We start from the raw sequence: 22,469 nt of genomic DNA on the forward strand, positions 1-22,469 counted from the left end.
TAGTTTATCAGGCGTGATTAAGTGGTGCGTTTTCATCCAGACCCATGGCATGCAAACGTGCGTAATAGCCATTCAATGCCAAGAGTTCAACGTGGGTGCCACGCTCTACAATCTGCCCCTGATCCATAACCAGAATAAGGTCGGCCTTTTCAATCGTCGACAACCGATGGGCAATCACCAATGTCGTGCGCCCTTTCATCACGCGATCAAGCGCTGCCTGAATATGCCGCTCCGACTCGGTATCCAGCGCTGAAGTGGCTTCATCGAGCACCAACACCGGAGAATCCTTGAGCAAAGCACGGGCAATCGCCAAGCGCTGACGCTGGCCACCGGAAAGCAGAACACCATTTTCGCCAACTTCGGTGTCTAAACCTTGTGGAAGTTTGTCGACAAACTCCTTGGCGTACGCAGCCTCCACGGCTTTCTCAATATCTTCACGGGGCGCACCCGCCAAGTCGCCGTAGGCAATATTGTTGGCAACCGTGTCATTAAACAGTGTGGTCTGCTGGGTCACCAAAGCTATATGGCGACGCAAATTACGCAGTTTGTAGTCCTCGACATCGACACCGTCTAGCAAGATCTGTCCGCTTTCGTGGTGATAGAAGCGCGGAATCAGGTTCGCCAGCGTCGACTTGCCACTGCCAGAACGCCCGACCAGAGCGATCATTTGCCCGGGCTCAGCGACAAAGTTAATGTCCCGCAACACCTGCTTTTCTGCACTTGGATACTTAAAGTTGAGGTTCTTAACCTCCATACGGCCTGTAGCTTTGTCGATCTCGAACGTACCAGCGTCTACTTCAGACGGCTCATCCAACTGCTCGAAAATACTGTCCGCAGCAGCCAAACCTTTCTGGATGGTGGCACTCACCTCGGAAAGCTGGCGAATCGGCTTGGGCAACAAGCCTGCTGCTGTGATGTAGGCGACCAAGTCACCCGCCGTGGCATCACCGCGCAAAAGCAGCACTAAGAACAACAAAACAGCCATGGCAATGTAGATGACTAACTGCAGCATGGGGGTATAGACCGCCCCGGTTTTAGTCATTTTCAGCTGTTTAAGAGTATTGTCGCGACTTGCAGTCTCAAAGCGTGCGGCTTCGTAGGTTTCACCGCCGAAACTACGAACCACTCGATAACCTTGAATAGTTTCCGAGGCCACATGAGTAACATCCCCCATCGCAACCTGGATCTTCTTGCTTTGCTTACGGAATTTTTTGCTGGCACTGCTGACCATCACGGCAATGACCGGCAAAATCGCAAGCATCACCAGCGTGAGGTGCCAATTCATCCATAACAAATAGGTGAACAGGAAAACCACTGTCAGGCCTTCGCGAATAACAACCTTGATTGCATCCGTAGCAGCCCCCGTCACCATGGTTACGTTAAAGGTGATGCGAGAAATCAGATGGCCTGAGTTATGACTGTCGAAATAGCGATTAGGCAAACCCAATAGGCTGTTAAACAGTGCGGTACGCAAATCATGGACCAAACTCAACGAGACTTTGGCCAGATAGAAATTACCCAGAAACGAGCCCAGGCCCTGCCAGGCTGCAATCAGCACAATCAGTAGTGGAACAGCCTGCAATAGCTGCAGGTCTTGCAGATAAGGCACGTCGGGAAACAGCACTGCTTGCGGATTCGACAAACCATCCACGAAATACTTGAGAATTCCAGCAAGCATCGGTTGGGTTGAAGCAAAAATCACGTAGCCAAGGATGCTCAAGCTAAAGTAGCCAATGTAAGGTTTTACATAGCTCAGTAGGCGAAAATATATTTTCAGGCTGGTTGGGGCAGGAGTTTTAACGCTCATAGGGCTCGACGCACCGGTAGGATAAAAAAGTATATCACAGGCCCTCTACGACTCGAGATGCGCCTGTACTGCAGGCATAAAACTGATCACAAATCAGCGCTTAAAAACCGACAAAATCTCCATATTTTGGGCAGATGAATTATGCTACGCGCCTTTCTAACAACCCCGTCCTGACAATGCAATCTACCTCGACAGCAAAAATGGGTGCAGGTACAAGGCTACACGCGCTAATTGAACAGTACTGGTTACCACTAGGCTACGTTGTGCTACTGACTGGGCTCATTTGGGTCCGCGACACAAGCCTTTATACCAAGCTGTACTATGGTCTTTTTGCGTTCCCAGCACTGCTGGGGCTGATATTAAAGCCCCACTATATAAAGCAGTTGCTAAGCGAGCCTATAGTTGTATGTTTTCTCTTGTTTTCGATCTGGTTACTTATCAGCCTGACCTGGAGTCTCTCGGACTCAAGCCCATCAAGCGTAGCAAAACGCCCCGTGTATGTACTGATGCTGTTTGTTGGGTGCGCAATGATGGCGTGCAAAAGTGAACAGCTACTATTCAAGGCATTATGGTTCAGTGCGGTCGTCATGGCGATCGGAGCTGTGGTTAACCTTATTCAATTCTTGCCAAATGCTAGCAGCAGCGCACGCCTGATTGGCACCGGCGCCATGCGCAACCCATTGCTGTCCTCCCATGTATTTGGCTTTTTCTGCACCTATTGGCTAGCTTACTGGACAACGCAACAAGGCCGACTCAACAGCTTTAGTATTCTCCTGGCGCTCCCATTGCTAGTTGTTCTGATTGAAACTGGGTCTAGAACGCCATTGATGGCGCTTTTTGCAGTGACCATCTGGCTGATGCTGATATCAGGTAAGAAAGGGGTCTATCTGTTTGCCGCTGCCTGCCTCGCTGGCACCGCACTCTATTTCTTCCTGCCCAGTGCGCTGATGGCCCGAGGCTTCTCCTATCGCCCGGAGATCTGGCAGCAAGCCCTCGCTATTGCGCAAGAAAAGCTCTGGCTGGGTCATGGTTATCAGAGTGAGTTTATTTTCAACGCAGCCGGACGCAAGCTCGAAGACCCGCACAATGTCGAACTGGCGGTGTTGCTGGATACAGGCCTGATTGGGCTGGCGCTTTGGTTTTCGATGTACGCAGCCCTATTACGCAAAACCGTGGAGTTGCGGCACAACAAGACCATTCAACTGACGTCTGCCCTGGCCTGTTACGGGGTGTTCGCCGGGCTCACCGAGGGCAGCGCCTTTCTTTCAAGACCGAATGAGAACTGGTTTCTAACCTGGATCCCGGTCGCGCTTTTTGCCGCACTGTCTCTCCGCCAACGCATGCAGGCCTCAGCATGACCACACTGACGCAAGCACAACTCAAAGCAAAACTGCTGGGCTCGAAGACCATTGAGGAAGATGGCCACGGCCTGAAGGTCGCAGAACTCGCCGACGGTAGCTTCCTCAAACTATTTCGGCGCAAGCGCTTATTCTCCTCGGCATTGTGGTCTCCGCCGTCAGTACGCTTCGCACGCAATGCCGAACGCTTGATCGAACTTGGCATTCCAGCCCCCGTAACCATAGAGCTCATTGTAGTGCCGGAACTGGGCCTGAACGGCCTGCAATACGAACCCGTTGCCGGTGACACCCTGCGCAATTATTGGCGTGAGTTAAACCAAGACCAGTTAGCTGAGCAACTGTTTAAGTTTGGTGTTTTCCTCGGATGCGTACATAAATCCGGTGTTTACTTTCGCTCGTTACATCTAGGTAACGTCTTGAGTATGCCCGACGGGCAATATGCACTGATCGACGTGTCAGATATGAAGATATTCTCGCGACCGCTCTCGGCATGGCAACGCGCTCGAAATGTTCAACATCTGATGCGTTACCAGGAAGATGCCACCTGGCTCGCCAATGAGCATCTAGTTACGCTGCTGCGCGGCTATGCTCAAGCCACTGGAGAGTCGGCGGCCAAGCAATTGGCTCAAGCCTTTGCCAAACATAAACAGCGTGCCGAGTGACCCACGCTGTTGATGCATCATTCAGGCAGGGATTAGATAACGACCAAATGCACGCAGCGTCTTGGTGTTCCAGGCGCTGACTGGCAAACGCTTGAAAAGCTCGCGGGCGAGTTTTTTATCTGTACGGGCGCACCTGACTAGCATCGAGTTAATGAAGCGATTACACACATCAGGATAACGTGGGTGATCGCTAAAGCATGCGTAAGTGGCGAGTACATTATCGATCATGAACCGCAGGTTTTTATAGGTATTGGTGTCATGCATCCGGTATTGGGCCAAGACCTCTTGCAACACATCGATGTAGTAGCCCGCCTGGGTTATTCTCAGTTCGATATAAAGGTCTTCGAGGCGAATTTTCGGGTCGAAGCCGCCGACCTTTTCCAGTGCTTCACGGCGAAATAGCAAGGTGGGTGCTGGCGCAATAGGTTCGGTCTTGAGAAATACAGCGTCGAAATCCATGCGCCTTGCAGCACGAATGCGTTGCCTTTCCCTCACCCGCCCCTGGCTGTCAATTCTTTCAATATTGCCTGCACAAATGCCCGCTTCGGGCGCCGTTGCCATGTGTGCAACTTGAAGCGCTATGCGCTCAGGGAACATGATGTCATCAGAGCCGAAAGGCGCGATAAGGCTGCCCTTGGCTAAGGCAATAGCCTGATTCAAGGTACTTGAGAGCCCTTGGTTCTGCTGCGCCTTGAAATAGAAACCATGCTGTTTTTGCAATGCAGTTATGCGCTCAACGCTGTCATCGCTTGAACCGTCATCAATGACCATCAACTCAATATTGGGGTAAGTCTGAGCCAATACGCTGTTTATACTCTCTTCAATGTACTGCGCATGGTTATACGAGGCGATAATCACCGTAACCAAAGGAGATTCAAGCGACTTATCCATGGGGTAATGCCTCAGCAATGCTTATCTGTTCGATCAAGTCCCGGTAGTTTTGCTGGAAGTCAGCGATCGAGTGAGACCGACACACGTAGGCATAGGCGCTACTTCCTTTGGCCTGTAACTCTTCTGCAGACAGGGACAACACCTTCTGCATCTGTTCAGCCAACGCAGGGACATCCTTGACCGGGAACACATAGCCTTGGCTATCCTCAAGAATAGACTTGAGGCTGTCGATATCAGAGCCGATCACCGCCAGATGCCCAGCCATCGCCTCAAGCATCGCCAGAGGCAAGCCTTCGGACAGCGATGGCATCATAAATACATCAAAAGCCTTTACGTACTGCTGTGCATCATTGCGATCGCCCAATAGATGCACACGCCCTTGCAACTCCAGCCGCACGATGTCTTGTTCCAGCTCAGCCCGAGAACGGCCTTCACCAATAATCGCCAGTTGCACATTAGGATGGCGATCCTTGATCAAGGCAAAGGCTTCAAGCAGGTAGATATGCCCCTTCACCGGAACCAAGCGACCGATAGCACCAAAGATAAAAGGCTCTGGCGCAAGCGCTAACGCTTCACGCGCCTGCTGACGCGACAACTGCAAGCTTTCAGCACGTTGAATATCAATCGCATTATCAATTCTCAGGGTATTGGCAGGTGTAAAGCCCCCACCGCAATTGAGCAGGTACTCATAAACGGCGCGAGACACCCCGACGATCCGCCAATTACCGGTCAATAGCCTGCGCGTTTCCCAGCGACGGTATGCACGATCAAAATCGCCGACACCATGCTGAACACCTATACACAGCGGAATATTCAACCAACGGTTGAGTAGCATCAAAAGACTGATTGGTTTAAACCGATGAGCAATAACCACATCGAATGATTCGGCACGGCAGAACGCATACAAACGGAACAAGGCCTTAAGACGCAACCCTTTAAGCTGCGACTGACTTAAGCCAAAGTAGACTGAGCGAGATGCAACGCTTTGCGGTTCCCCCTCGCTTGGCGCACTCGACAAGAAAGCGTTGACCACTTCCACCCGCTCTGCGGGAAGACCTTGAATGATCTGCTCGGCCAAGCCAGAGATACCTATGTTGTAGCTGCCCTGCAATTGTAAAACCTTGAGTCTGCGCGACATTAACGCCCTCTCAGCAAGAGCTTCAGCGCCTTGCGGGTATAAGACCAATTTGTTATTAGACGCCAATCTGCCTGTAGCGCTTTACGATAAAAGCCGAGGCTGGCTTGCCGCTCACCCGCACTGTAGAAAGTACGGAACAACGAGGCGCAGCGCTGGGCGGTGAAACTACGCTTCAAGTCCTGTAACTCAGCTGGCATACGAATCGGGTCAAATACTTCGTCAACCAGAGCCAGCCCGGTTTCATAAGCAAACTTCAAGTTATGCCTCAAGCTGGTCGGATGTTTATAAATCAGCGCCAGAGGCTGATCTAATGCCGTGCAAGGAAAGCGCGCCAGCACCTGAGCAAATACCGGGATATCCTCAGCACTACGAAATGACTCAGGATAGTTACCAGGCGCAAAGACCTCACGGTGCATTGCACAAGCACCATTACTGACTGCAATGGTTTTCTTTATCAGGTAGCCAGACACGCGTTCACGTGCAGTACGCGGAATCACTGGGGCCTGACGCAGTCGATGCTTGCCATCAACAGTCACAGACCAGAATCCACCAATAACCATGCGCGTCGCAGGATTGCTTTGAATATGCTCGGTTAAGGCAGCCAATGCGCCAGACGCCATTTCATCATCAGCGTCCAGAAAAACCAGGTATCGGCCTTTGGCTTCCTTGATCCCAAGGTTACGCACCGTAGCCAAGCCACCATTGGCCTTGCTAATAATCCGGAAGCATCCTTGGTGTTGAGCCTGTAACCGTTCGAGCACCTGCAAGGTCTGATCAGTAGAACCATCATCTATCACCAACAAGTCGGCGGCAGCTTCGCCAAGCTGAGCCACCACTGACTCAACTGCCCGCGATATCTTTTCCGCGTAGTTATAGGCGGGGATGATCACACTGATCAGGGGTTCAGACATCGTCGAACCAATCCACGCCATCTTTGACCACCAAGATATCCTCCATGATCAGGTACTGCAGATCTGAGCCATAGAACATATTGAGCGCATCCGTTGGCGAGCAAATCATCGCTTCACCGCGGCGGTTTAACGAGGTGTTCAACGAAACGCCATTGCCGGTGAGGTTTTCAAGCTCTTTCATCATGTCGTAATAACGCGGGTTGTACTCACGTTTAAGCACTTGCGCACGCGAAGTGCCGTCTTCGTGAACCACTTCGGAAACCCGGGTTTTCCACTCTTCATTGACTTCAAAGGTGAAGGTCATGAATGGTGACGGATGATCGACCTTGAGCATTTGCGAGCCCACGGTATCAAGCATTGACGGGCAGAATGGGCGCCAGCGCTCACGAAACTTGATCTGCTCGTTAATCCGGTTAGCCACGCCCGGAATACTTGGGCAACCAACAATGGAACGACCGCCCAAGGCGCGCGGACCGAACTCCATACGGCCTTGGAACCAGGCAACCGGATTGCCATCGACCATGATTTTGGCGATGCGCTGAGGCATGTTGTCGATTTGCTTGAACACCGGTTTGCTCGGGTGACGCGCACATGCCGCAATCACATCTTCGTTAGAGAATGATGGGCCGAGGTAAACGTGCTCCATCTTCTCGACCGGCACACCGCGCTGGGTCGACACATATGCCGCAGCTCCCACCGCAGTGCCTGCGTCTCCGGCTGCTGGTTGAACGAACAGCTCTTTGACTTCTGGACGGGCGATGATTTTCTGGTTGAGCTTTACATTCAAGGCGCTGCCGCCCGCATAGGCGATCTTGCCAGTTTCCTTGATGATATCGCCCAGATAGTAATCCATCATTTGCAGCGCCAGCTTCTCAAACAGTGCTTGAATGCTGGCGGCGTAGTGGATGTACGGATCATCGGCGATATCGCCTTCACGCTTTGGACCGAGCCAGTCGATCAGCTTTTGCGAAAAGTAGAAGCCTTTGCCGTTTTCTTTATAGCGACGCAAACCGATAACGTTGGCGTACTCAGTATTGATCACCAACTCGCCGTTCTCGAATGAGGCCAGGCGCGACAGATCATACTTGGACGCATCGCCATAAGGTGCCATGCCCATGACCTTGAACTCGCCGTCGAGCATTTCAAACCCGAGAAACTCGGTCATCGCCCCGTAAAGGCCGCCAAGCGAGTCTGGATCATAGAACTCTTTGATCTTGTGGATCTTGCCGTTCTCACCGTAGCCAAAGAAGGTTGTGGCGTATTCGCCTTTACCATCGATGCCGAGAATCGCGGTTTTTTCCTTGAAACCAGAGCAATGATAGGCGCTGGAGGCATGGGCCAAATGGTGCTCAACGGCTTCAATCTTGACCTTCTTCAAGTCAAACCCAAGCTGCTCCAGACACCATTTGATTTTGGTGCGGTAGCGCTTGTAGCGACGGTTACCGGTCAGGATTGCATCCAAGGCACGATCAGGCGCATACCAGTAACGCTTGGCATAGTGCCAACGGGCCTTGTCAAAAATGCTGATCGGCGCAAATGGAATCGCCACAACATCGACATCAGACGGCTTGATCCCTGCCTGTTCAAGGCAGAATTTTGCCGATTCATAGGGCATGCGATTTTTTGCATGCTTGTCTCGCACAAAGCGCTCTTCCTCAGCCGCTGCGATCAACTTACCGTCGATATACAGTGCAGCAGATGGGTCATGGCTCAGTGCGCCAGATAATCCAAGAATCGTCAGTGCCACAGGGTAAACCTCTTGAAATCTGCCGCACGATTAAACGTGCAGCACTTATTTATTTACATAGCCTAACTGGCTACTTACACCCAGCGGGCCTCAGCTTTTAGCCTTCGGCAGACTCACCGGCTTTAGGTAAACGTTGATCAAGTAGCTGGTACAAACCACTACTTGCGGGCCAATTACGCAAAAAACGCGCCCGGTCTCGTGCAAATGCCGGTGCAAAACTACGCTCAGAGGCATGCTGCTGCATGGCATCAAGATCAATCAATGCCCAGCGATTACCTTGCCACAGCAGGTTATTACCCTTGAGATCACCATGACTGATGCGCTCACGCTTGAGCGCAGCAAACAACTCATCCAACGCTTCCAGTTCAGCGTCTGCAGGCATGCCAGCAGACTCAACATAGGGCTTAAAGCGGCAGATTATATCCTCACCGGCAACATGTTCGGTAATCAGATATGCCCGGCGTCGTAACCAAAAGCTGCGCACTTCCAGCATGGCAAGTGGTTTGGGGGTTGCGATGCCTAAAAAGTCCAGGCGATTGCCCTCATACCAACTGTGCCAAGCGCGACTCGGCCGCCAAAACCGCTTTAGCCAATGCATAAAGCTTTTGATGTTATAGCGTTTAACCACCAATTTGCGCTCGCCGAGTTGCACTTCGGCTACCGTTGATGAGCCGCCAAGCTTTAGCGCTTTGCCAGCCTCAATAGCCACATCCGCGCTGGCCAACAGCGGCTCAAGCTGAGTCTGCTCATCACGCCTGAAGATACGTAAGGCTGACGCGCTACGCTGCACACTGAACAGGCTGCAGTCGCGGCCTACCTTTTTCAAATAATCACTCAAGCGCCAGCGACGAACCTTGTTGATCTGCTTTTGCAGCGCCTCAAGTGGCAAAGCATGCTCGGCATTAACCAGCAGATAGTTCACCAACAGCTCTTCAAGATAAGCATCGACACTCGCCGGTAACTGGGCAAAGAACACACCAAGATTAGCCAGCACCTGCTCACGACTGAGCGGTTTCCCTGACGACTCAACACAGACGCCGCCCCCATCAACCAAATACAACTGGCCCGTATGGCGCATCAGGTTATCGAGGTGTAAGTCTTCTTGCCACAGGCCTTGGCTGTGCATCTGAGCAATCACAGCCAGCGCTTCGCCAAGCAGGCTCCGCTGAGCATCATTGAGCGAGGCTTGTGACTCACTTTCGCGCCATGCATCACTGAGACTTTGCGAGCCCTCAAGGTATTCAAACAGCAACCAACCGCCTTGCCCTGGGCGACTGTCATGCTGCAAAAGTTTAGGCGTCAACAAACCATGAGTTGCCAGTAACTGAGCGCCCTCGACTTCGCGTTTAAAGTGTCGTTCTGCGTTGTTACCGACCAATATTTTTGCAAGAACAGCGCGACCATTCCACAGTGCCTTGCCAACATAACGTTGACCCGGCAGCACCCGCAGTAAAGTTTGTAACTGCAGCGGCGCCTGGCCGATATCCTCAAGCACTATGGGCAGATCCGGAGTGCGCCCTGCCCGCTGAAGCTGAGCCAGCATCATGCGCTCACCGCCTTGGTTTTGCGGCGCTTGGTTAGCCGTTCCAACCAGTGTTGCAAGTTTGCACTGGAACCCAAATAAGCGCTCAGAAACCGTTGGATCTCGGCGTCATGCCAAACGTGAGCACGGCGCAAGAGTGGCTCGAGGTCTTTGACCCGGTCACGCTCGCCCAGCAGTGCGGGACGGGTTTTCTCCAGATCAATCAGTTTCGCCACAAATGCTTCACCGCGCGCCTGCAAAAAAACATGCTTCGGGTAAAAGCAACCATGCACCTGACCGCTTGCGTGTACTTGTCGGGCCAGCAGGGCACAAGCATCGATAATCGCATTGCGTTGCTGCGCCAGCATCACATGCCAGCCTTGCAGCACCTGTTCGAGGTCTTGCCAATCATCCAGTGCCCGCGTCAACAACAGCGCACGCTGCTCACCGCCTACTTTGCGTTGAGCATAGAAAACTGCCTGCAATGCAGGAATGCCCAAATTGGCGTAACGCTGAATATTGCGAAACTCACGAGAAAAGGTCGGCTCGCCCAACGGGCAGGTTAAGGTATGAGTCAGGTAGTTGCTTTGGCGCTTGAGATAAAAGCCTTTACCGTCAAGATCCAGTCGAAACACCGTGCTCCAACCACCTCGCTCGGTATTGGGCTCATCCACAGCCTCAAGCTTGAGCGCCCACAGCGCATCAAAGCTATCCAGGCCATGCCTTGCGAGGAGTTGCCGCTCCTCGCTGGCGATAAAATCTTTCACTCTCGCCCCTCGAAGAATTTAAGGATTTGACGAATATTTTTCTTGTCGCGCTTATCCAACTGCTGATGCCCGGCATACTGCATATAAAAGCGTAACCGCTGGGTGCGCGACAGTGTGTATTTGGCGACTTTATCAAGACACGCCAAATCTTTAATAATCCGGTATTGAAGAAACACGCCAAACCAGAAACTACCGGTTGGACAGTCGATGAAATACACCTGCCCCTCGACGTCGACCAGCAGGTTTCGCCACTTTAAATCGTTGTGGGTGAAATTATTGTCGTGCAAACGGCGGGTGGCCTGCGCAATTTGCGCACTCACATTACGCACCCAGTCGGGCTGAGAAAGACGCGCATCAGACTGATTAGCCAGTGCCGCCAAGTCCTGCGTACGAGGCAATTCCTCGGTTATCAAGGCACCACGAACAAATGCACCGTTCTTACGCTCAAGGCCAGCGGCGACAATATTCGATGTCGGCACGCCCCACTTAACGAAGCGTTTCAGGTTACGGTACTCGGTGCGCAGCCGAGTCCGGCCGATGTAGCGGCGAAACCCCTTACCGGCACTGCGATAACGCTTGATGTAATAACCGGTTCCTGCACGCTCGACACGAATCACCTCAGATATCGGATCTTTAGTGATTGTTTCGCCCTGCAGACTAAACACAGCATCCAGACTGCCAAAGTCATCAATCCTTGCGGTGTAAGGGTCTTCGAGTTTCCAGTCGAGCATTACAGAGCGCCCCCGTAACGCACTTTCCGCGAATAGAGTTTTGCCACCTGACGCTCTAGCTGCGCCAATAACGGCTGTTCTTCAGCAAGAATCTGCCGCAATGGCCTTGGCTGGCCCGCTGCCTCGAAGTAGGCACACAGAAAACGGTATTTATCGCGCTGGGTAAGGCCGATTTCCAGTGCGGAATAGTACAGCGCACTGAGGTCTTTATCGCGCCAGCGCCGGGGCACCGCCGGGCGAATTTGCGCACGGTGCAGGTCAATCACTGAGAGCTTGAAGTCATCAGCTGTAACCGGTTTATCGGTATGCAGCAAAAAGTGGCAAATATAGCAATCGCGGTGGTTAACTCCGGCGTGATGCATCTGCCCAACCATTCGCGCAACACGCTCGACCAAGGCGCGCTTGAGTAGTGGCTCTGGCGGCTGCGTTGGCCAATCGACAGCGTAATCTTCAAGACTGATGGTCGGCGCCAGCTCATCGGTGATGATGAACGAATGCTGCTGCGCCGGGTTGCTGCCGCGCTCGCCAAAGGCCACGCAGGTCATTGTGTCAATTCCCACCGCTTGCAAACGCTCGATAGCATCATGTTCCTGCCGGGCGCCAAGCACAGGCAGCTTGGCTACCAGTAGATTTTTAATGATTTCACCCCAGCCAATGCCACGATGAATTTTCACAAAATATCCACGCCCCGCCACGACTGTGCGCAAGGTGCGGCGGCCATCTAATTCGCGATAGACCTCCCCTTGCAGCTGCTCGACCTCAACAAAGGGGTCTTTGCCAGCCCACAGGGTTTTAAACGGTTCGCTCAACATTACTCGCATGGGCGCTCCGCCAATATCACATCGGCCGCATGTTGCGGCATGCTGTATAAATCTGCCTGATCGGCATATGCCAACCCGTTTCGTTGCCAGTCAGCACGTTGCTGATCATCGGCCAACATCTCAGCCAGCATTGCATTCAATCGTTCTTGCTCAAACGGGCTAGGCACAACCTTTCCCGCATCTGCATCACTAATGTAGTGAGCGTAACCACAAACATCGGTCACCAGCACTGGCAACCCGGCCACGAGCGCCTCGAGCAATACCGTGCCGGTGTTTTCGTTATAGGCCGGATGAATCAATAAATCAGCGCCCAGTAAAAAGCGCGGAATATCGCTGCGCCCTTTAAGAATTTGTACCTGATCAGACAAGCCCAAGCTCTTGACCTGCGACAGGAAAGTTGACGGATCATCCTGGCCAATGGCGATCAAACGCGTGCGCTTCTTCAACTCACGCGGCAGGGCGGCCAGTGCTTTCAAGCTGCGATCCAAGCCTTTGGTCTTGAAGCCTGAACCGATTTGCACCAGTAACAAATCATCATCGGCCAGCTTGAACTCGCGGCGAAACTCGGCACGCACCTCAGCGGCATTAGCCGGTGCCCGGCGATCCAGAGAGATACCCGGCGGCAACAAGTGAAAACGCTCAAGCGGTGTCTGGTAATGCTTGATGAACAGCGGTTGCTGAACTTCAGAAATCATCAGCACTTGAGTTTTTGATTCCGGCGCAAACACCGCGCGCTCGTAATCAGCGAAATGCTTGTAGCGCCCCCATTTGCGGTAGATCGAGTTGCGCAGATTTTGCGCCTTGTCTTCAAAGCAACCGTCAGCGGCGTAGTAAACATCGAGCCCCGGCATTTTGTTGAAGCCAACAACGCGGTCAACCGGGCGTTTTTTCAGATCCGCCTTGATCCAGGCCGTAAGCTTCTCGTTGCGCCGATGATTGAACAACGCCTTGACCGGCACCACGATTACATCAAAGCCTTCAGGCACATCACCTTCCCAGATCGGGGTGTATACGCGAATGCTGTGCCCGCGTTGCTGGCATTCGAGGGCGATGCGCATAAAGTCACGCTGCAGGCCGCCAAATGGGAAGTATTTGTAGAGGATAAAAGCCAAACGCATTACACCGCCTCCTGAGTCGAAAGTAAGGTGTTGAGCTCAGCAGCAACCTGACTTGCTGGTAAGCTCTCAAAGCATGACTTGTGTCGATCGCCCAGCCCCGCATTCGGGCCTGCCGCGCACAGATGCACTTGCGAGCGACCGTAAGCGCCCACCCGCCCCGGTAACGTCGGTCCATATAAAGAAATGCTCGGTACATCCAAAGCTGCAGCCAAATGGCCAAGGCCGGTATCAACTGCAACACAGGCTTGAGCACCTGCGATAACTTTAGCTACCGCCACCAGATTTAACTTTGGTAAAACCTGCGCGTTGGGCAAACCGCTGACGATTCGTTCGGCACGGGCTTTCTCATCCGCATTGCCCCACGGCAAACGCACTGCCCAACCTTGCTCGCTCATCAACTGCGCCAGCTCGCGCCAATTGGCTTCCGGCCAGTGCTTGCTTGGCCAAGTAGTGCCATGCAAAAACAACAAGTAGGGCGTGCCCTGCTCGCCAGCCATAGCGACACGATCAAGTCCGTAATCAGCAATCTCACCCGGCAACGGATAACCCAAGGCTTGAGCGAACAGTTGCCGCACGCGCTCCAAGGCGTGTTGATCACGCGGTACGCTATAGCGTCGGTCATAAAAACGGCTGGCAATAGGCTCGCGCGCCGAATCACGGTCAAGGCCGGCAACTGGCGCATCGACATAACGCGTCAGCAAGGCACTTTTGAGCAGGCCTTGCGCATCAATAACCAGGTCATAAGTGGTTTCTCGCAGGCGCGCCTTGAAACGGCTCCACTCGCCATTTTTCAAGGTTTGCAGCAGGTTTTTCCTCCAGCGCCGAATCGCCACTGGAATCACTCGGGCCACAGCGGGATGCCATGTCGGAATCTCGGCAAAACCTTCCTCAACCACCCAGTCGAACTGGATGCCGGGAATCGCCCGTGCAGCATCAGTCAGCGCAGGCAATGTATGAATTACATCGCCCAGCGATGAGGTTTTGATTAGCAGAACCCGCACTATTCGACCTCGACCGGATCAGCCACCAAGCGATCCAACGCTTCAATGACAGGGCGTGGCTTGAGTTGGCGCAGGCAATTGTAGTGACCAAACCTACAGGTGCGATCAAAACACGGGCTGCATTCAATCCCCAGGCGAACAATTTCAACCTGTTCAGCCAGCGGTGGAGTGAATTGCGGCGAGGTTGAGCCATACACCGACACCAGCGGGCGATCCAGCGCCGCGGCGACGTGCATCAAGCCAGAATCGTTGGAAACCACGGCACTGGCACAGGAAAGTAGATCAATCGCCTGAGCTAGGCTGGTATCGCCCGACAGGTTACTGACTTCTTCACGCAAGCCGGGAATCAAGCGGTCGCGAATATCTTCACCCACCGCGTGATCGTTCTTCGAGCCAAACAACCAGACTTGCCAGCCCGCACGAATCTTCAGCTCCGCGACTTTGGCGTAATGCTCGCTCGGCCAACGCTTGGCTTCGCCAAATTCAGCACCTGGACACAACGCCAGCACCGGACGATCCAGACTCAGGCCGAACGCTGCCAACGCCGCATCACGACTGACCGGATCAATCTCCAGCAAGGGTTTCGGATAAGGTTTTGGCAGCTCGACACCAGGCTCGAATGCCAGCGCCATAAAGCGCTCAATCATCAACGGATAGCGCTCTTTGTCCAGCGTGCGCACATCATTTAGCAGACCGTAACGCATCTCGCCTTTCCAGCCCGTGCGCTTAGGGATACCTGCAAAAAACGGCACCAACGCTGACTTAAGCGAGTTGGGCAATAATATCGCCTGATCGTATTGGCCTTTGAGCGACTTGCCGATTTTACGCCGCGTAGCCAGCTGCAACACACCGTGCCCCAACGGGAAACTTAGCGCGTTACGCACTTCAGGCATGCGTTCAAGAATCGGCCGGCTCCAATCGGGCGCCAGCACGTCAATTTCGCAGTCGGGATGAAGCACTTTCAGACACTGAAACAGCGTCTGCGCCATCACCATGTCACCCACCCAACTAGGGCCTACGATCAGTATTTTCATGCTCATTCCAGAAACGACCAAGGAGGCAAACCGGCCGGAAAGCGTTGCGAACAACGCTCAACCGGCCTGAGTGCCTCCTTGTTTCAGGTTATACCCAGGCCTTACTTAACCAGTGTGCGCCACTGCGCGTGTGCACTCGTTTGGCCGGTAACCAAGTCAAAATAAGCCTTCTGCAACACTTCGGTTACAGGGCCGCGACGGCCTTCACCAATTTGACGGCCGTCGACCTCACGAATTGGTGTGACTTCAGCAGCCGTGCCGGTGAAGAACGCTTCGTCAGCGATATACACTTCATCGCGGGTGATGCGCTTCTCGACTACCTTGATACCGTGCTCTTCAGCCAAGGTCAGGATGGTGTCGCGAGTAATGCCGTTGAGGCAAGAGGTGACTTCCGGCGTATAAACCACGCCATTTTTGACCAAGAAGATGTTCTCGCCCGAACCTTCAGCAACATAACCTTCCGGATCAAGCAGCATCGCCTCATCAGCGCCGCCAGAGATCGCTTCTTGCAGCGCCAGCATCGAGTTGATGTAGTTACCGTTGGCTTTAGCGCGAGTCATCGAGATATTAACGTGATGACGGGTAAAGGAGCTGGTACGCACCTTGATACCGACTTGCAGGGCTTCATCACCCATGTAGGCACCCCAGTTCCAGGCTGCAACTATCACTTGGGTTTTCAGGCCGTGAGCACGCAGGCCCATGGCTTCTGATCCGTAAAACACCATCGGCCGGATGTACGCGCTTTCAAGGTTGTTTTCACGCACCGCAGCACGCGTGGCTTCGTTGATCTGTTCTTTGCTGAACGGAATCGTCATGCCCATGATGTGAGCCGAATCAAACAGGCGGTCGGTGTGCGCTTCCAAACGGAAGATCGCCGTGCCTTCGGGGGTGTTGTAAGCACGAACACCCTCAAAAACACCCATACCGTAATGCAGCGTGTGGGTCAGCACATGCGTGGTCGCATTGCGCCACGGAACCAGTTCGCCGTCATACCAAATCACGCCATCACGGTCGGCCATCGACATAATTACCAGTCCTCAAGTTCGATTCAAACACACCAGCCAGAGCGCTTCGCGCCACACAGCCGAGCTAAATTCAGGTTAAACCCAGTACTTGCCAGATTCGCAAGACACTACGTCTTTGTTCATGAAACTGATCACCACTGACTACGCCCGGCTGCTTCTGTAGCGCCTGGCGATGAGCGGCTGAACGGTAAGCTTTGTAGACATCCTGCAAGAGCAGAACATCATCTCCAGCCAGGACACCAACCTGTTCCAGTCCCTCTAATATGCGGATATTGTCGGTAAATTCAAGGAGTTCAGGGTGCTCATGCGACCAAGCAAGAGCCGCGTATTGCACCATAAATTCAATATCGACGATACCTCCAGCATCTTGCTTGAGGTCAAACACTGAATCCGCACTGAAGGCATTTTCAGCCGTTCCAGCTGCAGTTTTACGAGTTCCAAGGTTATCGCGCATCTTCGCTCGCATCTCGCTGACTTCCGCACGCAGCTTGTCGAGATCACGCTTACGCCCCAAAACAGACGCCCTAACCCGCTCAAACTCAGAGGTCACCAACTTGCAACCAACCAGCGTGCGGGCTCGCACCAAGGCTTGATGCTCCCAGGTCCAGGCTTCATTCTCTTGATAGCGCTCAAAGGCGCCAAGTGAGCTGACCAACAAGCCAGATGCGCCAGATGGACGCAGGCGCATATCCACCTCGTAAAGCTGGCCGGAGTTAGTCTGCGTGGTCAACAGATGAATGATGCGCTGACCCAGACGCGTGAAAAATTGCGCGGTATCGATTGGTTTTGGCCCATCAGTTTCCGCCTGCGGATCACCGTCGTGGATGAACACCAGATCCAAATCCGATGCATGCCCCATCTCAATCCCGCCGACCTTGCCATAACCAACAATAATGAAACCTGGGTCGCAGTCACCACCACCCACACGCTTCGGCGTGCCGTATTTGGCACAGGTGTGGCGCCAAGCCAAGGCCAACACCTGATCAAGAATCGCCTCAGCCAACCAGGTCAGATAGTCGCTGACCTTCATCAGCGGCAAGGTTCCGGTAATTTCGGAGGCAGCAACCCGTAAGCGATGCGCCAACTTGAAGTGACGCAAGGCTTCCATTTGCTGTTCAAGGTCTTCTTCTGGAATCCGCGCCAGTCGTTCACGCAACTCAGCCGCGAGCTCCGGCGCCAATGGAGGGTTAAACAAACGTCCCTCATTTAGCAACTCATCGAGCAGCAGCGGGAAGCGCGTAATTTGCTCGGCAATCCAAGGGCTGCCCGCGCACAAGTTCAACAACCGCTCAAGCGCACCCGGGTTTTCAGTGAGCAGCACTAAATAGGCAGAGCGGCGCGCGACGGCTTCAATCAGCGGCAATACCCGTTCCATGACCAAGTCAGGGTTTTCGTGCTCGACTGCTTGCGCCAATAACCGTGGAATAAACGCATCCAGCCGTTCACGGCCCAGGCGCTGCATGGCACGAACTCTATTACCGGTGCGCAAATCAACTAAACGGCGCCACGCGGCTTGCGCATCACTGAAGCCCGCTTCAGCCAATTGCCGACACGCCGATTCTTCGTCCTGCACGTCATCCCACAGTGGCATCCACTCACAACCGACCACTTCATCAGAGTCCGCTGTGCTTTCATCTTCATCAGGATCAGCAATTACCTGACGGAAATGCCAGTCGACCCGACCACGCCAATACATCAACTGCTGGTGAAATGCCTCCCAGTCGTCAAAACCGAGCATCAGCGCCACCCGCTGCTTGTCCAGCGGGTTATCCGGCAGCATTTGCGTTTGCCGGTCATCAATCGCCTGCAACGCATGCTCGGTGTAGCGCAAAAACTCGTAACCTTGGCGCAGCTCATCCGTTACCGTCGCAGGCAGATAACCTTGCCCTTCGAGCGTAGAAAGCACTTTCAACAGCGACCGCTGCTGCAGGCTCAAATCCCGTCCGCCGTGAATAAGCTGAAACGCCTGGGCGATAAACTCGACTTCGCGGATACCGCCAGAGCCCAACTTGATGTTCGCCGCCATGCTCTTGCGGCGCACTTCCTGCTGGATTAACTGCTTCATATTGCGCAGCGCTTCGATTGCCGAGAAATCCAGGTAACGCCGATAGACAAACGGACGCAGCATTTCCAACAACTCAGCGCCCTTGGCCTGATCGCCGCCAACCACCCGCGCCTTGATCATTGCGTAGCGTTCCCAGTCGCGACCCTGATCCTGGTAATACTGCTCCAGCGCATTGAAGCTGAACACCAGCGAACCCGAAGAACCATACGGACGCAGACGCATATCAGTGCGAAACACAAAACCATCGACCGTGATCACATCCAGCGCCTTGATCAAGCGCTGACCCAAGCGGATGAAGAACTCCTGATTATCCAGCGGCCGCTTTACACCTTCGGTCTCGCCGCCTTCGGGATAACCAAAGATCAGATCAATGTCTGAAGACAGGTTGAGCTCATGGGCACCGAGCTTGCCCATTCCCAGAATGACCATATGCTGCGCTTCACCCGTGCGCCGGCCGATGGGCGTACCGAACTGTTCGCAGTGACGCGGATACAACCAGTGATAGGCCAGATCGATACTCGAATCCGCCAATTCGGAAAGGTCGGCGCAGGTTTCACGCAAATCCGCCAAACGGTTGATATCGCGCCAAATGATGCGTACCTGCTGGCGATTACGAAACCGTCGCAGAGCGCTCGCCATGCCATCTTCGTCATCGCACTGAGCCAGCTCAGCAGCTAACTGCCCGCGCATTTCCCCAGCCGCCAGCGCTCGTTCCAACTCACCACTTGCGGCCAGATCAAGCAACATTTGCGGATCACGCAAGGCTTGCTGCGTCACAAAGTCACTGCACGCACAGACACGAAGCAAGGCTTCATGGCGCTCGCTTGACCATCCATCGAACTGGCTACGAGCAGCTACAGACTGATCGCTCATGGCAACACACAGTGATTGCTTTGCACTGCCAGCCAAGGCTTGCAAGTTGGCGGGTAAAGCGACGAGCATGGGCAGGCTCATGGTCTATCCTTTTGGAGGGCTGCAATTGTGTAAAAACGACCAACCCCTTGATTTAGAGGGGTTTACACAGGCTGCAACTAAATAAAGTGTAGTTTTGCTACTAAAGATTGTATCCAAAGTGCTGAAATCGACGTCCAAATGTAGTAAAACTACACGGCGCCGGTCCTACCTCCGGTACATCCAAGAATTTTAAATGGCCAGTTTACAAAACCGGCTGTGAATCCTGGCCTCCGATTCTGGAAGCCTTTCCGCCCTGGAGCAAGCCATGCAAGACCTCGATCCCGTCGAAACCCAGGAATGGCTGGACGCACTTGAGTCTGTACTCGACAAAGAAGGCGAAGACCGCGCTCACTACCTGATGACTCGCTTAGGCGAACTGGCCACCCGCAGTGGTGCCCAACTGCCGTACGCCATCACCACACCATACCGCAATACCATCCCAGTAACCCACGAAGCACGCATGCCTGGCGACCTGTTCATGGAACGCCGCATTCGCTCGTTGGTGCGCTGGAACGCAATGGCGATGGTGATGCGCACCAACCTGACCGACCCTGACTTGGGCGGCCACATTTCCAGCTTCGCTTCCAGCGCGACGCTGTATGACATCGGCTTCAACTACTTCTTCCAAGCCCCGACCGAAGAACACGGCGGCGACCTGATTTACTTCCAAGGCCATGTTGCTCCCGGCATTTATGCCCGCGCATTCATGGAAGGTCGAATCAGCGAAGAGCAAATGATCAATTTCCGTCAGGAAGTTGATGGCAAAGGCCTGTCGTCTTACCCGCACCCTTGGTTGATGCCCGACTTCTGGCAGTTCCCGACTGTATCGATGGGCCTCGGTCCGATCCAGGCGATCTACCAAGCACGCTTCATGAAATACCTCGAAGATCGTGGCTTTATCCCAGCAGGTAAGCAAAAAGTTTGGTGTTTCCTGGGTGACGGCGAATGTGACGAGCCAGAATCGCTCGGCGCCATTTCCCTGGCTGGCCGCGAAAAACTCGACAACCTGATCTTTGTCATCAACTGCAACCTGCAGCGCCTCGATGGCCCGGTTCGCGGCAATGGCAAAATCATTCAGGAACTCGAAGGCGTTTTCCGTGGCGCCCAATGGAATGTGAACAAAGTCGTTTGGGGCCGTTTCTGGGACCCACTGCTGGCCAAGGATACCGACGGTATCCTGCAACGCCGCATGGATGAAGTGATCGACGGTGAATACCAGAACTACAAGGCCAAAGATGGCGCCTTCGTTCGCGAGCACTTCTTCAACTCTCCTGAACTCAAGGCGATGGTCGCAGACCTCTCCGACGACGAGATCTGGAAACTCAACCGTGGCGGCCACGACCCATACAAGGTGTATGCGGCGTACCACGATGCAGTCAACCACAAAGGTCAACCGACCGTGGTTCTGGCCAAGACCATCAAAGGTTACGGCACCGGTGCAGGCGAAGCGAAAAACACAGCGCACAACACCAAGAAAGTTGATGTTGATAGCCTGAAGAAATTCCGCGATCGCTTTGACATCCCAGTCAATGACGACCAGCTTGAGAACCTGCCGTTCTTCAAGCCAGAAGATGGCAGCGCAGAAGCCAAGTACCTGCACAAGCGCCGTGAAGCGCTGGGCGGTTTTGTGCCGCAGCGTCGCGCCAACAGCTTCAATATCCCAACGCCACCGCTGGATACGCTCAAAGCGATCCTTGATGGCTCGGGCGACCGTGAAATCTCGACCACCATGGCTTTCGTGCGGATTCTCGCGCAACTGGTCAAGGACAAGGAACTCGGCCAGCGCATCGTTCCGATCATCCCGGACGAAGCCCGTACCTTCGGTATGGAAGGCATGTTCCGTCAGCTTGGTATCTACTCATCTGTAGGCCAGCTGTACGAGCCGGTCGATAAAGACCAGGTGATGTTCTATCGCGAAGACAAGAAAGGCCAGATTCTCGAGGAAGGCATCAACGAAGCGGGCGCGATGTCCTCGTTCATCGCCGCGGGCACCAGCTACAGCTGCCACAACCAGCCAATGCTGCCGTTCTATATCTTCTACTCGATGTTTGGCTTCCAGCGTATTGGCGACCTGGCCTGGGCCGCGGGCGACAGCCGCACCCGTGGCTTCCTGATCGGCGGTACAGCGGGACGTACCACACTGAACGGCGAAGGCCTGCAGCACGAAGACGGTCACAGCCACATCATGGCGGCGACCATCCCGAACTGCCGCACCTTCGACCCAACCTACGGCTACGAGCTGGCGGTGATCATTCGCGAAGGCACGCGCCTGATGATGGAAGAGCAGCAGAACATCTTCTATTACATCACCGTGATGAACGAAGCCTACCAGCAGCCAGCCATGCCAGAAGGTGCTGAAGAAGGCATCATCAAAGGCATGTACCTGCTCGAGGAAGACACCAAGGAAGCAGCCCACCACGTGCAGCTTCTCGGTTCCGGCACCATCTTGCGTGAAGTGCGTGAGGCAGCGAAGATCCTGCGTGAAGAGTTCAACGTCGCCTCTGACGTGTGGAGCGTTACCAGCTTCAACGAACTGCGCCGCGACGGCCTGGCTGTTGAGCGCCGTAATCGCCTGCACCCAGAACAGAAACCAGAGCAGACTTACGTCGAGCAGTGCCTGACTGGCCGTAAAGGTCCGGTTATTGCCAGCACCGACTACATGAAGTTGTTTGCTGACCAGATTCGTCAGTGGGTTCCAAGCAAAGAGTACAAAGTCCTGGGCACTGACGGTTTTGGCCGCAGTGACAGCCGCAAGAAGCTGCGTCACTTCTTCGAAGTTGACCGCCACTTCGTAGTGCTGGCCGCACTTGAAGCTCTGGCTGATCGCGGTGATATCGAACCTAAAGTGGTGGCTGAAGCCATCGCCAAGTTCGGCATCAACCCAGAAAAACTCAACCCACTGGACTGCTAAGGAGCG

At 53.9% G+C, this 22,469-nt stretch carries 17 protein-coding genes; 3 read left to right on the forward strand and 14 right to left on the reverse strand.

Features of this window, described 5'->3' with window-relative positions:
- Positions 1-7: 7 nt before the first annotated feature.
- Complete coding sequence (gene msbA, locus ACN0UH_RS09190; protein ID WP_417661778.1) at positions 8-1,807, reverse strand: lipid A export permease/ATP-binding protein MsbA; 1,800 nt, start codon at positions 1,805-1,807, stop codon at positions 8-10.
- 134 nt (positions 1,808-1,941) lie between these two features.
- Here msbA and ACN0UH_RS09195 point away from each other — a divergent pair, with 134 nt between their 5' ends.
- Positions 1,942-3,165, forward strand: a complete 1,224-nt coding sequence (locus tag ACN0UH_RS09195) for an O-antigen ligase family protein (protein WP_417661779.1) — start codon at positions 1,942-1,944, stop codon at positions 3,163-3,165.
- Complete coding sequence (locus ACN0UH_RS09200) at positions 3,162-3,827, forward strand: polymerase (RefSeq protein WP_417661780.1); 666 nt, start codon at positions 3,162-3,164, stop codon at positions 3,825-3,827. The genes ACN0UH_RS09195 and ACN0UH_RS09200 overlap by 4 nt, the downstream gene beginning before the upstream one ends.
- A 21-nt stretch (positions 3,828-3,848) precedes the next feature.
- Here the strand turns inward: ACN0UH_RS09200 and ACN0UH_RS09205 are convergent, their stop codons facing one another.
- The 13 genes from ACN0UH_RS09205 to glnE form a co-directional block, all read right to left on the reverse strand.
- Positions 3,849-4,718, reverse strand: coding sequence for a glycosyltransferase (locus ACN0UH_RS09205; protein ID WP_417661781.1), 870 nt, complete (start codon positions 4,716-4,718; stop codon positions 3,849-3,851).
- Positions 4,711-5,856 (reverse strand): glycosyltransferase family 4 protein, encoded by a 1,146-nt coding sequence (locus ACN0UH_RS09210; RefSeq protein WP_417661782.1) that lies wholly within the window; start codon positions 5,854-5,856, stop codon positions 4,711-4,713. Before ACN0UH_RS09210 ends, ACN0UH_RS09205 begins: the two co-directional genes overlap by 8 nt.
- On the reverse strand, positions 5,856-6,767 hold the full coding sequence (locus ACN0UH_RS09215; RefSeq protein ID WP_417661783.1) for a glycosyltransferase family 2 protein: 912 nt from the start codon (positions 6,765-6,767) through the stop codon (positions 5,856-5,858). Before ACN0UH_RS09215 ends, ACN0UH_RS09210 begins: the two co-directional genes overlap by 1 nt.
- The gene (locus ACN0UH_RS09220) at positions 6,760-8,514 is read right to left on the reverse strand and encodes a carbamoyltransferase (RefSeq protein ID WP_417661784.1); all 1,755 of its coding nucleotides are present in this window, start codon (positions 8,512-8,514) and stop codon (positions 6,760-6,762) included. The genes ACN0UH_RS09215 and ACN0UH_RS09220 overlap by 8 nt, the downstream gene beginning before the upstream one ends.
- Before the next feature lie 97 nt (positions 8,515-8,611).
- Entirely contained in the window at positions 8,612-10,060 is a 1,449-nt protein-coding gene (locus tag ACN0UH_RS09225; RefSeq protein WP_417661785.1) for a lipopolysaccharide kinase InaA family protein, read from the reverse strand.
- Positions 10,057-10,803, reverse strand: coding sequence for a lipopolysaccharide kinase InaA family protein (locus tag ACN0UH_RS09230; RefSeq protein WP_417661786.1), 747 nt, complete (start codon positions 10,801-10,803; stop codon positions 10,057-10,059). Before ACN0UH_RS09230 ends, ACN0UH_RS09225 begins: the two co-directional genes overlap by 4 nt.
- On the reverse strand, positions 10,800-11,534 hold the full coding sequence (locus tag ACN0UH_RS09235; RefSeq protein WP_417661787.1) for a lipopolysaccharide kinase InaA family protein: 735 nt from the start codon (positions 11,532-11,534) through the stop codon (positions 10,800-10,802). Before ACN0UH_RS09235 ends, ACN0UH_RS09230 begins: the two co-directional genes overlap by 4 nt.
- Positions 11,534-12,355 (reverse strand): lipopolysaccharide core heptose(I) kinase RfaP, encoded by an 822-nt coding sequence (rfaP, locus tag ACN0UH_RS09240; RefSeq protein WP_417661788.1) that lies wholly within the window; start codon positions 12,353-12,355, stop codon positions 11,534-11,536. Before rfaP ends, ACN0UH_RS09235 begins: the two co-directional genes overlap by 1 nt.
- Complete coding sequence (locus ACN0UH_RS09245) at positions 12,346-13,473, reverse strand: glycosyltransferase family 4 protein (protein ID WP_417661789.1); 1,128 nt, start codon at positions 13,471-13,473, stop codon at positions 12,346-12,348. Before ACN0UH_RS09245 ends, rfaP begins: the two co-directional genes overlap by 10 nt.
- Positions 13,473-14,474, reverse strand: a complete 1,002-nt coding sequence (gene waaC, locus ACN0UH_RS09250) for a lipopolysaccharide heptosyltransferase I (RefSeq protein ID WP_417661790.1) — start codon at positions 14,472-14,474, stop codon at positions 13,473-13,475. The genes ACN0UH_RS09245 and waaC overlap by 1 nt, the downstream gene beginning before the upstream one ends.
- Positions 14,474-15,508, reverse strand: a complete 1,035-nt coding sequence (gene waaF / locus ACN0UH_RS09255; RefSeq protein WP_417661791.1) for a lipopolysaccharide heptosyltransferase II — start codon at positions 15,506-15,508, stop codon at positions 14,474-14,476. The genes waaC and waaF overlap by 1 nt, the downstream gene beginning before the upstream one ends.
- Positions 15,509-15,609: 101 nt before the next feature.
- A complete protein-coding gene (ilvE, locus tag ACN0UH_RS09260; protein WP_417661792.1) occupies positions 15,610-16,533 on the reverse strand; it encodes a branched-chain-amino-acid transaminase in 924 nt (307 codons plus the stop codon).
- 70 nt (positions 16,534-16,603) lie between these two features.
- On the reverse strand, positions 16,604-19,552 hold the full coding sequence (gene glnE / locus ACN0UH_RS09265; protein ID WP_417661793.1) for a bifunctional [glutamate--ammonia ligase]-adenylyl-L-tyrosine phosphorylase/[glutamate--ammonia-ligase] adenylyltransferase: 2,949 nt from the start codon (positions 19,550-19,552) through the stop codon (positions 16,604-16,606).
- Between the two features lie 265 nt (positions 19,553-19,817).
- Here glnE and aceE point away from each other — a divergent pair, with 265 nt between their 5' ends.
- A complete protein-coding gene (gene aceE, locus ACN0UH_RS09270) occupies positions 19,818-22,463 on the forward strand; it encodes a pyruvate dehydrogenase (acetyl-transferring), homodimeric type (RefSeq protein WP_417661794.1) in 2,646 nt (881 codons plus the stop codon).
- Positions 22,464-22,469 lie beyond the last annotated feature (6 nt).

It is taken from the genome of Pseudomonas sp. (assembly GCF_048265905.1).
In the GTDB taxonomy this organism is placed as follows: domain Bacteria; phylum Pseudomonadota; class Gammaproteobacteria; order Pseudomonadales; family Pseudomonadaceae; genus Aquipseudomonas.

Bases quoted from the DNA above. Each gene is read 5' to 3' on its own strand.
- msbA (WP_417661778.1), bottom strand. From the start codon at position 1,807: ATGAGCGTTAAAACTCCTGCCCCAACCAGCCTGAAAATATATTTTCGC.
- ACN0UH_RS09195 (WP_417661779.1), top strand. From the start codon at position 1,942: ATGAATTATGCTACGCGCCTTTCTAACAACCCCGTCCTGACAATGCAA.
- ACN0UH_RS09200 (WP_417661780.1), top strand. From the start codon at position 3,162: ATGACCACACTGACGCAAGCACAACTCAAAGCAAAACTGCTGGGCTCG.
- ACN0UH_RS09205 (WP_417661781.1), bottom strand. From the start codon at position 4,718: ATGGATAAGTCGCTTGAATCTCCTTTGGTTACGGTGATTATCGCCTCG.
- ACN0UH_RS09210 (WP_417661782.1), bottom strand. From the start codon at position 5,856: ATGTCGCGCAGACTCAAGGTTTTACAATTGCAGGGCAGCTACAACATA.
- ACN0UH_RS09215 (WP_417661783.1), bottom strand. From the start codon at position 6,767: ATGTCTGAACCCCTGATCAGTGTGATCATCCCCGCCTATAACTACGCG.
- ACN0UH_RS09225 (WP_417661785.1), bottom strand. From the start codon at position 10,060: ATGATGCTGGCTCAGCTTCAGCGGGCAGGGCGCACTCCGGATCTGCCC.
- ACN0UH_RS09235 (WP_417661787.1), bottom strand. From the start codon at position 11,534: ATGCTCGACTGGAAACTCGAAGACCCTTACACCGCAAGGATTGATGAC.
- rfaP (WP_417661788.1), bottom strand. From the start codon at position 12,355: ATGCGAGTAATGTTGAGCGAACCGTTTAAAACCCTGTGGGCTGGCAAA.
- ACN0UH_RS09245 (WP_417661789.1), bottom strand. From the start codon at position 13,473: ATGCGTTTGGCTTTTATCCTCTACAAATACTTCCCATTTGGCGGCCTG.
- waaF (WP_417661791.1), bottom strand. From the start codon at position 15,508: ATGAAAATACTGATCGTAGGCCCTAGTTGGGTGGGTGACATGGTGATG.
- ilvE (WP_417661792.1), bottom strand. From the start codon at position 16,533: ATGTCGATGGCCGACCGTGATGGCGTGATTTGGTATGACGGCGAACTG.
- glnE (WP_417661793.1), bottom strand. From the start codon at position 19,552: ATGAGCCTGCCCATGCTCGTCGCTTTACCCGCCAACTTGCAAGCCTTG.
- aceE (WP_417661794.1), top strand. From the start codon at position 19,818: ATGCAAGACCTCGATCCCGTCGAAACCCAGGAATGGCTGGACGCACTT.